A 14,815-nucleotide genomic window follows, 5' to 3' on the forward strand; every position below is an offset into this window, starting at 1 on the left:
TTTCCTCCAGCGGTTGGGGCTAACCTATCGGCTGGGGGCCCCAAACAGACGCGTTGCCAAGTCTGTTGTTCCCCGGAAACCAGCAAAAAGACCATTCTCCACGCGAGCGCGCAAAGGCGGTATGGCCTCATGCGGCCTTCTGACCGCGCTTGGCTATCTTGGCGATTGTCGCTCGCGAGCAGCCCGTGGCGGCCTGGATCGTGCTCCACGACTGGCCGGCGGCGAGCATGTGGCCGATAGCGGCGTTGCGCTGTTAACGATCCGTAGACTTTCGGCTCAGCCGCGAAATCATCGATACGTTGACCGCGTAGGTGTTAGCGATCTCGGCCAGCGTCTCGCCGGCCGCACGGCGCTTCAGGGCTTCCTTCCGCTGAAAGTCGGTCAGCTTGGGCTTCCGGCCAAACCGTTTTCCCTCCGCCATGGCGCGCTTACGGCCCTCGGTGGTGCGCTCGCGGATTAGGTCGCGCTCAAACGACGCGATCGCGGCCAGCACGGCCAGGAGAAGCCGGCCCTGCGACGACGTGGTGTCAAACAACGGGTCGCCGAGGCTCCGGAACGCCGCGCCGGCCGAGCCGATCTGCTCGATCAGGTCCAACAACTCACGGGTCGAGCGGCCGAGCCGATCCAACTTCGTCACCACGACGACGTCACCGGCCTGAAGGGCCAACATGAGCTTCGCGAGCTGGGGCCGATCTGCTCGGACGCCGCTAACCTTCTCGCGGTATATCGTGGTAGCGCCGGCCTCCTTTAGAGCCTCGATCTGCCCGGTGAGATGCTGGTCGCGGGTTGAAACTCTGGCGTAGCCGAGGACAGCCATTTGCGCGCTCCACTTTTGCAAATAAGTTTCGCAAACTGTAACGCGTTGATTTTCTACGTCCATAACTTTTTTGCAAAACTTAGAAAGTTTCGCAAATCGCCAAGGTGCGCTCAAAGATAGGCATTCCGATCAGGAACGGCACCGGCCCGGCGGCCGTTAGATGCGGGAGGGCCGGACTGCAACCGCGCCCCCGGCGCCGCCGCCCTAAACCGCTTTGCCCCGTTGCGGCAGCGGCGGCGCCTCCCGCTGCCCATCGCGGTCGAGCTGATGCGCTAAGGCGGCATCGTAAAAAAAATCTGAAGACGGGCACGTCCCGCGTGCGGAGATGAGTGTTCAAAATCTGCACAATGCAGAAAATGAACACCGTCCCAGCAATCGTGCCGCTGCCGATGTCGATCAGCACGCTCGAATCGATGGCGGTCTCTCCGCGGAATTTCCGCAAGTAGACCACTCCGCTCTGACTGATGCGACAGTCTCGCCACCTGACACCTGAGCAGAGCCGATGGCAGATCAAGCAGGCGATCTTGCGTGATCCGAAGGCGAATGACTCGGAGATCGCGCTGCAGACCAATACTAGCGATAAAACGGTTGCTGACGTCCGTCGGGAGATGGGCGTTCGAGATCCGGAAGCTCCGAAAAACGAACACCGTCCGATCGATCGGGCGAAGGCAGCTGTGACGTCAGATCCATCACTGTCCGTGAGGAAGGTCGCAGCAAAGGCCGGGGTTAGTGTCGATACCGCGCACCAGGCAACCGGAACGTCTCGCTGGTCAACGCGCGCCAGAGAGCGCGCCCTGGGACATTTGGGACAAGGTTGGACATTGTTCCCGGCATGTCCCACTTGTCCCGTATTCTGTGACCGGTGGACCCGCGCGGGCGCTTCAGGCGCCGCGCGTCCACGTCCGCAGGACATCAGATCCCTGCATCACGCGGATCGCGACGATACCGAACTTCCTGAAATCGATCGCGGGTAGCTCGATCCTGCTGCGGAGTGGTAAGACCACGTGACGCAAGTCCGTGCCCACCAGTGAATCCCCTATCTTTGCTGGACACGGACTTGCATCAATCTCAGTGCCGGCCCTACGACGACGACGACGCTCCCATGTGCTTCGGGATATGCCATCGGCTTCCCAGGGCTTCGTCCGGCTTAAAGACTTGGCCTCATACTCGGCACGTGAGACGGATCTAGATCGGCGGCGATGTCCTCGTTGCAGGAAATCAGATCGGCGTTCGGGAACGGGCCCTTCAGCAGCTTGCGGGCGTGATCTCTAGTAACGCGAAATACGAACTTGGCGCCATCGAGCTCGACGAGGTAGGAGGTGCCCTCGACTTCGAGATGGGACGGCACCTGCTGCTCCTTGGGCCAGGCAATGCGCACCGTATCGGCGACCGGCGGCGGCGTTGTCGCCGCCTCGCTGGCGCGGCGGTAATGCTCGAAGATGCCCCAGCCAGGTATCTGCTCCTGCTTCACCGCGGCGAGGCTTGCCATCGCGAGCGAGACAACAACATCGATTTTGTGTTTCTGCTTCTCCTTGGCGATCCGCCATCCCCGCGGCGTCTCCACCGCGATCGCCTGCGAGATCGAGGTGCGCAGCGGCTCGTCGGCATAGGCCTGCAAATTATTGGCCTTGACCAGCTCGTAGAGGTTAGAGCTGGCGTCGGTGAGGTTGCTGGTCGTCTGAGGAAATTCCACCATCGGCGCGCCGCGCTTGATCATCCGTTGTGCGACGCTGGCAAGCTGCCATGGATCGTACCGAATCTCCTGCACCGCGAAGTTGTTGCAGAGATCGATGAACTCAGCCTCGATCGTGCCCTCGAAGTCGAGCGGCGCATCCGGTGACGGCTGAAACACGCGATGCCGCACCAGCCTGACACGCTCGCCGTCGGTGGTGACCACTACGATCGCGGTCGAGTCCCGCTTCAGCGAGGCGTCGACGCCGACGAATACGTGCAGATTACGATCGGATTGGACCGGCTGGAGACCGTGATCGACGCACTGGTCCCAAAGTTGGATTTCGATGAACGCCGACTCTGATGTCGTCCACCGGCATTCGATCATGCGCGCATATTGGTTCGGCCGCAGCGACCGCCGCATCTGCGCCAGCCAGGCGTCGGTCTGCCATGGTGCGACCGGTCGGTGGCTCCAGAACATGAGTAAGCCCTCGCCGGCATAGAGATCGGGCGCGATCTGGGGCTGCGCAGTACCGCGCTTGTATAGCTCCTCCAGCAGGATCGATTCGTTTGAGAAGCCGGCGTAGGTGACGGTTACTCGTCACGTTCTTGACTGATGTCCTCAGCGGTCTGCTCGCCCGTCATGAACGCGCGGCACTTGCAAGCGGGACAGACATCCATCCAGATCTCATCGTACCGGCCCTTGAAAAGGCCGGCTTATCAACCCAGTCGACGGCAGTGTTCCCCCTTCTTCACGGAGGACGAAATGGGGGCGATCCTCGACGCCAACAACGGACTAATTGAAGGTTTGCTTCCGGACTACATTGATTATCTTGGCGATGAGGGGCCCGGATCGCTTAGTAATCTTTACGTCGAAGCGGCGTTCGCATGCCTCATATCGACGGTCTCCGCCGGGAGCTTCATTAGCTCAGCTCCTACTCCTTAGCCCTTGGGCCGGTCGAGCAGTTCGCCCAAACTTGGACACCGGCAACGAAGGAAAGTGGTGTACCATCAATCTTCTCCAGTCCGGTTTCGGCTATCCAGCATCATGGATCTCGCGCAGTTGGAGTTCGTCGTCGCGCCACCAGTCGAGGAGACGCCGCTTCGAGATGATGGGTCGTATGGAGGAATCCGCGAATTCAGCTTCCAATGAAGCCGGCTTGCTTGAGACCGGCTAGTGCAGAAATATCATAACATTCGATGGACGAATTGAAGCGGTCGTCCGCCAAGTTAGACCCATCCGTGCCGGTAGGACATTTCCGCGGACCTTCCTCTGACAAGTGCAATTCACCTCAGTGAAACGGTGATGACCCCCGGCCTAGCAATTCGCTCAGCCACGCTCGAGCAGGTCGACATCGAATGCGTCCGTCCCAAGCTAAGTGGGAGTCAACGGAACCGCTCGAATTCAACGAAAAAGCGGTGCGCCAACAGCACCGTCCCTGCCGCACCGCTTTTCAGAGCGCGCTAGCTTAGCGTTTCCGCCTCCCAACGGCTTGAGACGACGACGACGATAGCGCGCGACTGAACGTGCTAGTTTCTCGGTCTCGCACCGGATGATGCGGCCAAGTGCGTCGCGTGCGACGCTCCAGTCTCCGTCGCGGTTGATGTAGTGCCCAGCCCAATAGCCGACGCTAGGCATAGCTCGCGTTGATACTTGCCTATAGCGTGCAAAGCGGCGCGATCTGGACCTGCCGAGGATCGGTCGCTCGCCCCTTGAATGAGCTAATGACCGCAAACCGCGGCGTCCAGGATTCGCGTGGCTCCCCGTTACGTTTCAATGACTTTTTGTCACGCGTCAAACCCGTCCGTTGACCGGCAGTAGCGCGCCGGTGACGGCACTGGCGGCGTCGCTTGCCAGGAAAAGGATAACATCGGCGAGTTCCTCCGGCGCGACCCATTTGGCGGGATCGGCCTGCGGCATGCTGGCGCGGTTTGCCGCGGTATCGATGATCGAGGGCAGCACTGCGTTCACTGTGATCTTGCCTTTCAATTCGGCAGCGAGTGACTCTGTCAGCTTGTGCACGCCGGCCTTCGACGCCGCATAAGGACCCATGCCGGAGCTGGCCTGCAGTGCGCCCATCGTGCCGATATTGACGATGCGGGCTGCGTGCGAATTGAGAAGATGCGGGATCGCGGCGCGGGTAGCGTTCAGCGCCGTCTCGACATTGAGAGCGTACATGCGCTGCCAGGCCTTGGGATCGCCGTCGGCAATGGTCTCGAAGGTAAACCCGCCGGCAATATTGATCAGCGCATCGATTGCGCCGAAATGCGTCGCCGCGGCATCGACCGCCTTTTTCGCCTGGGCGGCGTCGGTCAAGTCAACGCCGCCGAGTTCGATCCGCTCGGCGGTTGCCGCGAACTGCGGCGCCGCATGATCGATGCCCGCGACGCGCGCGCCCCGCGAATGTGCTTCCTCGGCGACCACCTTGCCCAGCGCGCCCAGCGCGCCGGTGATAACAACGACTTTACCCTTCATGATGGTCTCCGCGCGAATGAGAATGAAGCCGGGCCGCAGCCAATTGGTTAGGAGGATCAAGCGCGCACATCACGTCTTCCACTTGATCATCGTCCGCAAGATGCTCATTGGGCGGCCGGAGTAGGGCGGCTGAAATAGCATTTGGATCGGCGAGAGAGGGCCTTGGTAGAAGATCGGGCGCAATTTTGAAAAGGTGTTGAACCCCTCGCGCGCGTGGTAATGGCCCATGCCGCTCGCCCCGACCCCACCGAATGGCAGGTCGTGCTGGCCGACGTGCAGCAGAGCTTCATTGACCGATACGCCACCCGACATGACCCGCGAGATGTAGAAGTCGCGCAGCTCGGCATTGTGAGTGAATGGATAGATTGCCAACGGGCGGTCGTGACTATTGATATAATCGGCGACCTCCTGCCGATCTGCATAGGTCTTGATCGGCAAGATCGGACCAAAGATCTCGCGCTGCATGACAATCATGTCTTCGGTCGGATTTAGCACGAGATGCGGCGCAAATTTGCGACGCTTCGCGTCTGGCTCCTGCTGTTCCGCAAGATTTATCAGGACTGCGCCCTTTGTGCGGGCATCCTCCAGCGTCGCCTGCAGCCGCGCGAAAGACCGTTCATCGATGATCGACGTGTAGTCCTGGCCGTTGATATCAGGGAAGCGGTCGGCAAACAGTCGACGGCAATGGCGGACGAACTCGTCCTCACTTCCCTTGGGCAGAAACATGTAGTCGACATTCGTACAGATCTGACCGGCATTGAACATCTTCACCCAGAGAATGCGCTCCGCCGCTGTTTTGACCGGGAAGTCAGGCCCAACAATCGCAGGTGCCTTGCCGCCCAGTTCAAGCGTGACAGGGGTGAGGTTGCGGGCCGCGTTGGCCATGACCGAGCGACCGGTAGCACCGGATCCCGTGAACAGTAGATGGTCGAAGGGCAATGATGAGAATCCCGGTCCTCGTCCGCCGCCATCCTCGAAAAAGGCAAGCTTCTCGATCGGAAAATACTTCGGCGAAACGCGCATCAGAGCCTGGGCGAGCGCCTTTGAGTTTTCCGACATCTTGACCATCGCCCGATTGCCGGCCGCCAGAATCGCTGCGAGCGGACAGAAGCTGAGATTGAGCGGAAAATTCCAGGGAACGATGACCCCGACGACGCCGAGCGGCTGCGGGATGACACGATTGCGCGCGAGCGGATAGGACATGAAATCGACGTGTCTGCGCTGCGGCTTCATCCACTTCTTCAAATTTTTGGCGGCATCGGCGATCGTTTCGAGGACGACGAAGTATTCGGCGAACAGGGTCTCGAATTCAGACCGGTTGCCGTAGTCGGCGTTGATCGCCGCGACCAACTCGTCCTTGTTGTCCTTCAGGAGCTGAGCGAGCGCTTTCAAATCGGCCTTGCGCTGAGCGTAGGACGGCTCCGGCGCCGCCAGATAGGCCGCACGCTGCTTGTCAAAGCAGGACTGAAATTCAGTGGCAATGGCGATCGAGCGGAAATTGACAGGCACGTTCATGATGTATCAACTCCAGGTTAGTGCACGCTTGCGTCCGCATGAACGGAGCGGGGTCTTTCATCCATGATCCGCTTGATGGCGTGAGTGCAGCGGCCGCACTGGGCGCTGCATCCGAGGCAGGCATACACCTCGCTCATACGAGGCCGTCGCTCCTCTTTTGCGACCACTGACCGCACCTGATGGTCGCTGAACACGTTGCAAGAACAGACAATCATCGCCTTCTCCCAACCAATACCAACGCGGCGCTCCACCCAGCCGCAAGCATGATAGTTTCCATTCGGGTCACCTCGGCGTAGTCAAGAGGCCGCTCGCGGGCCAGATGGTGTCGCATTTCGGCTCCTTCCGAGGCACCGCGAACGCCTGCTGCAGTGCCTCGAATGCGCTACCCACGGGGGCAAGTCGAACCTGGCTCGGTCGTTCAGGCTGCCTCCCGTTTAGCTTCGGTCTTTAGGTCGGCTTCGGTGAAGCCATAGCCGCCGGGGCGCAGCGCCGAATGCTCGCGCTTGGAATGGACCAGCGGGTAGAACATCTGCGTCGTCCAGCGCTCCGGGCCAAACAGGATGTCGTCCTGCAGGCCGACCTTGGCCGGATATTTGCGCGTGATATGCGCGGTGCCGAACAGCACGTCCCAGAAGAACAGCAGGTTGCCGAAGTTGCCCTTGTAGTGGCCGATGCCATCTTCGTTGGTGAGAGCGTGGTGCGCCTGGTGCGTGGCCGGCGTGGAGATGGTGCGCTCCAGCACCCACATCAGCGGATGCAGCGCGCGGATGCGGTACAACGGCGCGTCCCACGCCCAGGCGCAGTGCGCGCCCAGGATGACCGCCAGCTTGATCACCAGGTACGCCGCATAGACCGGACCGAAACCGAGATACACCGCCACGCCGCCGATCCACAGGCCCGGCATCATCAGGTAGTAGAAGAAGTTGTTGCGGTAGGTAATGCGCACGCTCATGTAGGCCGCGCTGTGATGCGCGCGGTGCAGCGGCCATAGCAGCGGCGAGTGCGAGGCGCGGTGCCAGAGATACTGCGTGAGGTCATCGCCGATCAGCAGCAGGCCGGCCATGGCCCACCACGGCAAATTGGCCCAGGCGTTGTGCTGAGCGGGGATGAGCCAGTTGCACAGCGCGTTGCTGCCCAGGAGTGCGATGGGCTGGGTGATGGCGATCAGGCTGACGAACATCAGCACTTCCAGCCAGGTGTCGTTGGCTGTCGCGTGGTCTCGTACGGTGGTCTGATACCGCCGAGTGATAAACTCCATGGCGGCAAAGCCCAGAATGCAGGCGCCGATTAGCAGGTATTGCAGTTGCGAGCTCATGTGGGTGTCTCCTCTCGCTCACGTGTTTTTATCGTGAGACGATTTTTAGGAGTGCAATCAACATGCGTCCAATGCATAGTTCTCATCATCTTGATGCATGGAGCGCAACACATGGATTTACACCGTCTGAGCCACGTCGTCGCCCTTGCCGACACCCTGCACTTCGCCCGCGCCGCCGAAGCCGTCCACCGAAGCCAGCCGGCCTTCAGCCGCAGTATCCAGGCGATCGAGAGCGACCTGGGTATTCGCCTGTTCGACCGCGACGTTGGTGATGTCCGCCCCACCCCGGCGGGCGAATTCGTCATCGAGCGGGCGCGCAAGCTGCTGTTCGAGGCACGTTGCCTGCAGCGCGACGTGGATCTTTACCGCGACAGCCAGCTCGGCGACGTGGCCTTCGGTGTCGGGCCGCTGTTGACGGCCACCCTGATGCCACGCGCGCTCGTGGCGCTGCGCCGCCAGCACCCGCAGGTGGCGCTGCGCATGGAGGTCGGCAACTCGGTGCAATTGCTGGAGAGCCTGCGTACCGAGAACATTGAGTTCTTTGCCGCCGATGTGAGCGACATGCCCAGGGAGGCCGCGCTGGACATCCAGCTGATCGGCGGGCAACCGGGCAACCTGTATGTGCGGGCAGGCCATCCGCTGGCTGGGCGTGAGCATACGCCGCAGGAAGTCTGGGCGTACGGTCTTGCGGCACCTACGCTGCTGAGCCGCGCAGCGGTTGAACTGGCCGCCCTGCTGGGTCTGCCTGAGGGCCAGCAGGCCACCATTGCGCTCGAGTGCGACAATTACGGCTTGCTCAAGACCGTCGCGCTCACCACGGATACCGTTCTGGCTGCGACGGACGCGGCGGTATGGGAGGAGCTGGAATCCGGGGCGCTCGTTCGGCTTGTCGTGCAGGGCTGGCTGTCGCCGCCGTCGAGCACGGGCATCGTGCGTTTACGAGGGAGAACCTCGTCGCCGGCAGCCAAGGCAGCCATTGCAGCGATTGTGCGGGCCGCCGGCGAGATCAACGTGTAGACGCCTTTTATCACCCGACGCATGGTCCGGTGCGGAATACCGCCCCCTTGAAGCGGTCAAATAAGCAACGGTGCTCGGAGCCCGGCAAACTTCCGGTTTGGGTCTTGGTCGTGTCAAAACGGCGGGACGGCAGCTTCTGCGCAAAGCGGACATGTATGTCGGCGACAGAGTCGAGTGAACGGTGCGTGCGATCATCGTACAAACTGAACCCGCGCTTTCCTGATCGTTGACGGTACTGGAAGCTATGCAGTGCGAGTACGAGCCGTAGCCGTCCCGGCTAGGCACTTGCGGCCACTCAGGCGATTGATTCCGATACTTGCCGAAGTCGCCATTCTTCCGACCAGAACGAATTTTCCCGTGAATTCGGCATCAAAAGTTAGAGCGGGCATACCGTCGGGATCTGTCTCCCAGCCTTGAAAGTTTGTGCTTGCAAATCAACGCCGTAATGTCGTCCTAAATGACTGAGTGGGAGTAGTGCGGCCTGTTGGTATCGCGTAGTTTAGCGTGGTCTGGTCGAGTTGTTCTCGCTTCCTTCGCGTTGAGAATTCTGACCGAAGTAGTGAGCTTGGCGTATCCCGGTAGAATTCCAAAATCCATTGCATCTTGACTAATGGAGTATCGCAACGCGTTGGATCGTACAGAAGGGCCGGGTCCCAAAGCGTAGCTTCGAGCACCGGCAGTTTTGACGCAAAGCGGCTCAATTTGATTGGCATGCGGTCGATCAGCCAACGCAGACTGACGTCGGCGAGATCGTCGTTTACGACAATTTCGTGCGCGGCGCTTATGAGAACCTTGCCGGCGCACTGCGCGACCACGCTGTTCTAGCCGTTGTTAGCTGAAACTGGCCCATGATGGATTGGACCGAGAGTTTAAGAGTTTCAATTAGTTAGAGGGACGCGTGTGCATGACGTGTGCACCGGGAGATCAAGAAAAATCTCATCACGGCCAATGTGAGATTGTAAGCAGGTCAGGCCGAATGGATTGGGCAGACGCTGGGGAATTATTCGATCGTTGCCGAAGGAGGGGACGATCTCCGGTCTGAGAAAAGTCTCTGGATCGACCGACACGCCGCCGTCAGCCGCGCTCAGGCCACCAAAGCAACGTGCCCCCATTGAGCGCGTTTCGAGCTTCGTCGTGGCTGCGCTCAACGACGGCAATTGCCTGTCGCTGCCGAGAAGCGCTGGTAGCGTTAGTGTCCTGGGCTCGCTAAGATATCGCCGCACGCCGTTGTTGCAGCCGGTTCTTCACACGCATCGCGGCGGCACGCCCGAAGCGCCGCAGCGGCGGCTGAAACGAACGAGGCATTCTCGGCGAAATATGCTCCGTCGGCTACAGAATTTCCGTCGCGCAAAACACCGCAAACATGTCAATCCCATCGTACAAAATATTCCACGCTACCGAAATTCAGAAAATGGCGTATGTGTCGCCCATCCAGGTTCATCCTTGAGGGATGATCATGTGGTCGTCAGTGTCGCGAGCCGGGCTTGCGGTGGACGCGGCAGCGTCGGGTGCGAATGGCAAAAGGCGGGCCGGATTGCTCTGCGTGAGCCCGAGGCTTCGTGCGGACGAACGGCGCTGACAGGCCCGTCTCGCCAGTAGTTTTCGGGCTACGTCGACAGGGCTGAAAATCTGCGGCGAACATGGCGAGCCGCGCGTACGGCAAAACCGTGTGGTCCCTGCGTCCAGCACTTTTTCGGACCTTGTTAGAAGCGACTTAAGTCGATGAATTGAAAAGCATTATTTGAGTTTTGTCGATGGGCCAAGGGCCCGCTCGAACCCGCTAGGCCCTAATAGGCCCTAGTTTCACAGCCCGGTGCCTTTGGCGCGGCCTGCCGCAGTTCCTGTGCTGTAGCCTGTGCTACATTCCCCGGATGGGCAGTCGGGGGGTTGTGCTTGCGCTATCTCTTCGAGGAATTCGTACTGGACACGGACCGGCGTGAACTTTATCGCGGGGCGGACGCCCTGCCGGTCGCGCCTCAGGTATTTGACCTGCTTGAATATCTGGTCCGTCATAGGGAGCGCGTCGTCAGCAAAGATGACCTGATCCACTCTGTTTGGAAGGGACGTATCGTCTCCGATGCCGCGCTGACGACCCGTGTGAATGCTGCTCGGCGCGCAATCGGCGACACGGGCGAGAAACAGTCCCTAATAAAAACACTGCCTCGAAAGGGTTTCCGCTTCGCTGGTACAGTGCGGGAAGACGACGGATGCAAAGCTGCGCCGGCTGGCTCGGCGGCAAGCGGCGGCGTGACGCCGGACCACACTTCAGCGCCACGTCTATCCATCGTCGTGCTCCCGTTTGCTAATGTCAGCCGCGATCCTGAGCAAGACTATTTCGTAGATGGTGTAACAGAGAGTTTGACCACGGACTTGTCGCGCATCGACGGGTCATTCGTCGTCGGACGGCACACGGCATTTACCTACAAGGACAAAGCATTTGATCTCAAAAAAGTCGGCCGTGAGCTGAATGTTCGCTACGCGCTTGAAGGTTCGGTGCAGCGGTCTGGCAAGCAGCTTCGGGTGAACGTGCAGCTCATTGATGCCGAAACCGGCAATCATTTGTGGGCCGAGCGCTTTGATAAGTCCGTAGCCGATTTGTTCGATATGCAGGACGAAATCGTCTGCAGGCTCGCCAACACGGTGGATGACCAACTCTTGGTAGCTGAGGCGCGACGCGCGGAGCGCTCGCTGCATCCTGACGCAACGGACTTGGAGTTTCTAGGCAGGGCCAGCTTCAACAAAGGACAGACTCTTGAGAACCTCACAGAAGCCCGCGGCTTTTTCGAGCGTGCTTTGGCGCTCGAGCCCAGTCATGTCCGAGCACTGGTCGGCATTGCGTTAGTTGATATGGCAATTGGCAACGGCCTTGTCCCTGAAGACCGGACGGCTCGGTTCGCGATGGCTGAGGCAACCCTGATCAAGGCCCTTTCCCTGGCCCCAGAAAGCGCTGCTGCTCACGCGTACCTTGGCATTGCCAAAATCAGTACGAACCGCGGGGCGGAAGGTATTGCCGAGTGCGAGCATGCGCTGGCGCTGGATCGAAATTTGGCCTATGCCCACGCCTGCATCGGGTTAGGCAAACTATACACCGGTCGTGCCGCCGAAACTGAAGCTCATATCCAGGACGCGCTTCGCCTCTCGCCCCGCGATGCGAGCGCGTACTATTGGATAATGTTTCTTGGCATCGCCAAAATATTTATCCGTGCTGACGCGGAAGCGGTTGTGTGGCTGCGCCGGAGCATCGATGGTAACCGCAATTTACCGTTCGCCCACTTCGCTCTTGCCGCTGCACTGGCGCATTTAGGACGGCTGGACGAGGCGCGCGCCGCAGTCCAGGCAGGACTTGCCCTCTTTCCAAGCTACACACTACGTCGGTTCCGCAACGGAGCGCTAAGTAATAACCCAACCTATCTCGCCGAGCGCGAGCGCATCTACGAGGGTTTGCGCTTGGCCGGGCTATCTGAGGGCTGATGTCGCTTTGGGGGCAAAAGTGACCTTACGCCAAGGACCTTCGGCATGTCTGAGCCTGGGTCAATGACATCGCGGCACAAGGGTGGTCGGTCGTCGGGTCCTCCGGGGAGGCGACCTCGCGCGGGGGCCGCGCGACCGTGACCTTTGAGGATATTTGCAATCGTGCATTCCTGACTTAATTTCATGCAGATCGGTACACAAAGGGTGGTACGCGAAGTGGCGCACGTCGCCCGGAAACCGTGATCTTCATGGGTTGGAACGCCCAGAGCCCGCACGACGATAGGTAGACTGCGCACCATCGCGGCGGCGCTGACCGCGCGCTGGATTGGAGGCAGCACATGAAAATCGTGGACGAAGACGGCGAGATCATCGCCACAGCATCCGATGACCATACTATCATCGGCGGCCACCACCGCCTCGCAGTGGCGGCCAGCCTCGGTAAAAGACTGTTCTGGCGAGATACCGGCGAACCAGTGAAGCTTGACAACTTCTTCAAGCATTATGGAAGTTCTCTTCGACATACAGCCTAAGCCGCTCGCCGAGCGTATCGCTGTTTGGGTACATCGCACCGTCTTGGAGTAACTCGCGCGATACTGCCGTCCGCGACGGCCCGATGCTATCGAGTCACCTAGTCCTGCTGCTTGATGGCCCACAGCCGGTTCTGCATCGTGTGCTGATCGAGCGCCCAGTCGGAGATCGATCTTCGGCGCGCGCCAAGGTTATAGCCCATCGTGTGCCTGATCGCCGCTCCGCCGTCGCCGCCCTTTGCCCCTGCCACGGTTCAAATTGATCGGAGCCGCGCAAGGTCGTCGGGGTCCTGCGAGGCGCGTAGGAAACGCGGGGACCGCGCGACGCCGGGAGGTCTGGATATTTGCTGCGAGAAAATCCGTGGTTGCAGTTGCAGACGAAGGCGAACGTCCGCCATGGCCTGACAGCGACGAACTTTCGCTCCGTATGAAGATGACGCTGGGCCCAAGGGGAGACATTTCGAGGCGACCGATTGGTTGCTATATTCGGGCTTTTTACGTCACCGTGACCACGATCAGTCCCGTAGGAGTGCTAACCCTTTTAGGGGAGACAACAATGGACGATTTGAATTCGGTGATTATCCGCAAGGCCTACGAAGACTTTGCGGTAGGAAACATCCCCTCGGTTTTCGCGGTTTTCGACGCCGGCATCACATGGCACGTTCCCGGTCATAGTCCCCTATCAGGCGACTATACCGGTCACGATCAGGTCGGAGGCTTCTTTCAACGCACGATGGAGCTTTCGGGAGGGGCGTTCAGCATGGATGTGCACAATGTGCTAGCCGAAGACGATCTCGTTGTCGCCTTGGTTACCGTGAACGCAGAACGAAACGGGCTGTCCGCGTCGTTTCCGGAGATTCACGTCTGGCAGATGAAGAACGGAAAGGCGACCGACTTCCGCGAGTATCAAGGCGATGAGCAGCGGGAGGACCAATTCTGGTCTTGAGACGCCGTCATTTCCTCAAGCGATAGACGGCACAATGAGGGCGACGCCAAGATCGACGATCCTTCAAAAGCGCCGCGACGCAACAGGAATGGCGCTGATGTCCGAGACCGTCACCGTTGATGGCCCGCCCGCCGCCAAAGGGCCCGCGACCGTCAGCGCTTCCGCGCTGGCGCTGCACCTCGATTGCAGCCGCGCATACATCGACAAGCTCGAAGCCGAAGGCGTGATCCAGCGCCAGGGTGACGGCTTCCCGCTCGACCAGAGCCGCGTTGCCTACCCCCGCTACTTGCGGCGCGAGCGGCGGCAATCGCCGCGCAGTGAGGCTGATGCCGATCACGTCAGGGTCAAGACCGAGATGCTGCAACTGCGGCTGATGGAGAAGAAGCGCGAACTTGTGCGTCGGATCGTAAGCGCTGTTTCCGCCCCACCTTCCATTGAAGGCGTCGAGCGAGGAATGATCGGTCTCTGATTGGAGATCGGCTTGTGTCTAAGCTTGACCATATGCTTGAGCCTAGGACCTCGGTTCGTCGGGTCGAGGTCATCACGGAGACCGGCCGACGCCGGCAGTTCTCGGCCGACGACAAGGCACGGTTCGTCGAGGAGACGCTGGCCCCGGGTGCCGTGGTATCGGAGATCGCGCGGCGGCACGGATTGTCGCCGCAACAGCTGTTTACGTGGCGCCGGCAAATGCGACAGCCGGTTGCGATCCCTGTGGCTCCCGAGCCGCAGACGTTCGTGCCCGCTGTCGTTACCCCATCATCCACGCCGCCGGAGCGCTCACCGCGGCAGCACCGACGCCTCCGGAAGGCGCCCGCGGGCGCCGAGAACAGCGGCATCATCGAGCTCGAGATCAGCGGCGTCGCGGTCCGGGTCGGCCGCGGCGCGGATGCCGCGACGGTTGCGGCCGTGATCCATGCGCTGAAGACCTGCACGTGATCGGTCCGACGGGCGCGGTGCGGGTGATGGTGGCGACCAGGCCGGTCGACTTCCGCAATTATGCGGAGCCCACGATTATGCGGAGTGTGCGGCGGGAAGTTGGTTCCCGCCGCGGTCTTCTCGC

Annotated in this window: 13 protein-coding genes; 6 read left to right on the top strand and 7 right to left on the bottom strand. The window is 60.5% G+C overall.

Translation table 11 applies throughout. The features are described 5' to 3' along the window. Positions 1–253: 253 nt before the first annotated feature. The 6 genes from AC5ZFO_RS45445 to AC5ZFO_RS45470 all read right to left on the bottom strand — a co-directional run bounded on the left by AC5ZFO_RS45445 (position 254) and on the right by AC5ZFO_RS45470 (position 7,794). Positions 254–817 (bottom strand): recombinase family protein, encoded by a 564-nt coding sequence (locus AC5ZFO_RS45445; RefSeq protein ID WP_282521305.1) that lies wholly within the window; start codon positions 815–817, stop codon positions 254–256. Between the two features lie 1,147 nt (positions 818–1,964). After that, positions 1,965–2,969 carry a terminase TerL endonuclease subunit gene (locus AC5ZFO_RS45450; RefSeq protein ID WP_282521304.1) on the bottom strand — a complete coding sequence of 335 codons (1,005 nt, stop codon included), beginning with the start codon at positions 2,967–2,969 and terminating at the stop codon, positions 1,965–1,967. 1,314 nt (positions 2,970–4,283) lie between these two features. Beyond that, entirely contained in the window at positions 4,284–4,964 is a 681-nt protein-coding gene (fabG, locus tag AC5ZFO_RS45455) for a 3-oxoacyl-ACP reductase FabG (RefSeq protein WP_282521303.1), read from the bottom strand. 69 nt (positions 4,965–5,033) lie between these two features. Further along, positions 5,034–6,479 (bottom strand): coniferyl aldehyde dehydrogenase, encoded by a 1,446-nt coding sequence (locus tag AC5ZFO_RS45460; RefSeq protein ID WP_282521302.1) that lies wholly within the window; start codon positions 6,477–6,479, stop codon positions 5,034–5,036. Positions 6,480–6,496: 17 nt separating this feature from the next. Next, on the bottom strand, positions 6,497–6,694 hold the full coding sequence (locus AC5ZFO_RS45465) for a (2Fe-2S)-binding protein (RefSeq protein ID WP_091955290.1): 198 nt from the start codon (positions 6,692–6,694) through the stop codon (positions 6,497–6,499). 203 nt (positions 6,695–6,897) lie between these two features. Next, complete coding sequence (locus AC5ZFO_RS45470) at positions 6,898–7,794, bottom strand: sterol desaturase family protein (RefSeq protein WP_091954626.1); 897 nt, start codon at positions 7,792–7,794, stop codon at positions 6,898–6,900. A 111-nt stretch (positions 7,795–7,905) separates the two neighbouring features. Here AC5ZFO_RS45470 and AC5ZFO_RS45475 point away from each other — a divergent pair, with 111 nt between their 5' ends. From AC5ZFO_RS45475 to AC5ZFO_RS45485, 3 genes are all read left to right on the top strand, one after another. Then, positions 7,906–8,811 carry a LysR family transcriptional regulator gene (locus AC5ZFO_RS45475; RefSeq protein WP_091954629.1) on the top strand — a complete coding sequence of 302 codons (906 nt, stop codon included), beginning with the start codon at positions 7,906–7,908 and terminating at the stop codon, positions 8,809–8,811. Positions 8,812–10,704: 1,893 nt separating this feature from the next. Continuing rightward, positions 10,705–12,282: a winged helix-turn-helix domain-containing protein gene (locus AC5ZFO_RS45480; protein ID WP_496123946.1), complete on the top strand. Its 1,578-nt coding sequence runs from the start codon at positions 10,705–10,707 to the stop codon at positions 12,280–12,282. A 338-nt stretch (positions 12,283–12,620) separates the two neighbouring features. After that, positions 12,621–12,812 carry a hypothetical protein gene (locus AC5ZFO_RS45485; RefSeq protein WP_496123947.1) on the top strand — a complete coding sequence of 64 codons (192 nt, stop codon included), beginning with the start codon at positions 12,621–12,623 and terminating at the stop codon, positions 12,810–12,812. A gap of 98 nt (positions 12,813–12,910) precedes the next feature. On the opposite strand, the gene AC5ZFO_RS45490 is transcribed toward AC5ZFO_RS45485, so the two are convergent. Continuing rightward, positions 12,911–13,060: a hypothetical protein gene (locus tag AC5ZFO_RS45490; RefSeq protein ID WP_496123948.1), complete on the bottom strand. Its 150-nt coding sequence runs from the start codon at positions 13,058–13,060 to the stop codon at positions 12,911–12,913. A 305-nt stretch (positions 13,061–13,365) separates the two neighbouring features. Here AC5ZFO_RS45490 and AC5ZFO_RS45495 point away from each other — a divergent pair, with 305 nt between their 5' ends. From AC5ZFO_RS45495 to tnpA, 3 genes are all read left to right on the top strand, one after another. Then, positions 13,366–13,755: a nuclear transport factor 2 family protein gene (locus tag AC5ZFO_RS45495; protein WP_496123949.1), complete on the top strand. Its 390-nt coding sequence runs from the start codon at positions 13,366–13,368 to the stop codon at positions 13,753–13,755. A gap of 97 nt (positions 13,756–13,852) precedes the next feature. Continuing rightward, positions 13,853–14,224: a hypothetical protein gene (locus AC5ZFO_RS45500; protein WP_496123950.1), complete on the top strand. Its 372-nt coding sequence runs from the start codon at positions 13,853–13,855 to the stop codon at positions 14,222–14,224. 14 nt (positions 14,225–14,238) lie between these two features. After that, a complete protein-coding gene (gene tnpA, locus AC5ZFO_RS45505) occupies positions 14,239–14,691 on the top strand; it encodes an IS66-like element accessory protein TnpA (RefSeq protein ID WP_496123951.1) in 453 nt (150 codons plus the stop codon). The last annotated feature ends 124 nt before the right edge of the window (positions 14,692–14,815 follow it).

This window comes from Bradyrhizobium sp. Unk1 (assembly GCF_059512345.1).

What these genes read in the sequence shown, in the direction of transcription:
- AC5ZFO_RS45475 (WP_091954629.1), top strand. Translation starts at nt 7,906, where the DNA reads ATGGATTTACACCGTCTGAGCCACGTCGTCGCCCTTGCCGACACCCTG.
- AC5ZFO_RS45465 (WP_091955290.1), bottom strand. Translation starts at nt 6,694, where the DNA reads ATGATTGTCTGTTCTTGCAACGTGTTCAGCGACCATCAGGTGCGGTCA.
- AC5ZFO_RS45500 (WP_496123950.1), top strand. Translation starts at nt 13,853, where the DNA reads ATGTCCGAGACCGTCACCGTTGATGGCCCGCCCGCCGCCAAAGGGCCC.
- AC5ZFO_RS45450 (WP_282521304.1), bottom strand. Translation starts at nt 2,969, where the DNA reads ATGTTCTGGAGCCACCGACCGGTCGCACCATGGCAGACCGACGCCTGG.
- AC5ZFO_RS45470 (WP_091954626.1), bottom strand. Translation starts at nt 7,794, where the DNA reads ATGAGCTCGCAACTGCAATACCTGCTAATCGGCGCCTGCATTCTGGGC.
- AC5ZFO_RS45495 (WP_496123949.1), top strand. Translation starts at nt 13,366, where the DNA reads ATGGACGATTTGAATTCGGTGATTATCCGCAAGGCCTACGAAGACTTT.
- AC5ZFO_RS45445 (WP_282521305.1), bottom strand. Translation starts at nt 817, where the DNA reads ATGGCTGTCCTCGGCTACGCCAGAGTTTCAACCCGCGACCAGCATCTC.
- fabG (WP_282521303.1), bottom strand. Translation starts at nt 4,964, where the DNA reads ATGAAGGGTAAAGTCGTTGTTATCACCGGCGCGCTGGGCGCGCTGGGC.
- AC5ZFO_RS45460 (WP_282521302.1), bottom strand. Translation starts at nt 6,479, where the DNA reads ATGAACGTGCCTGTCAATTTCCGCTCGATCGCCATTGCCACTGAATTT.
- AC5ZFO_RS45485 (WP_496123947.1), top strand. Translation starts at nt 12,621, where the DNA reads ATGAAAATCGTGGACGAAGACGGCGAGATCATCGCCACAGCATCCGAT.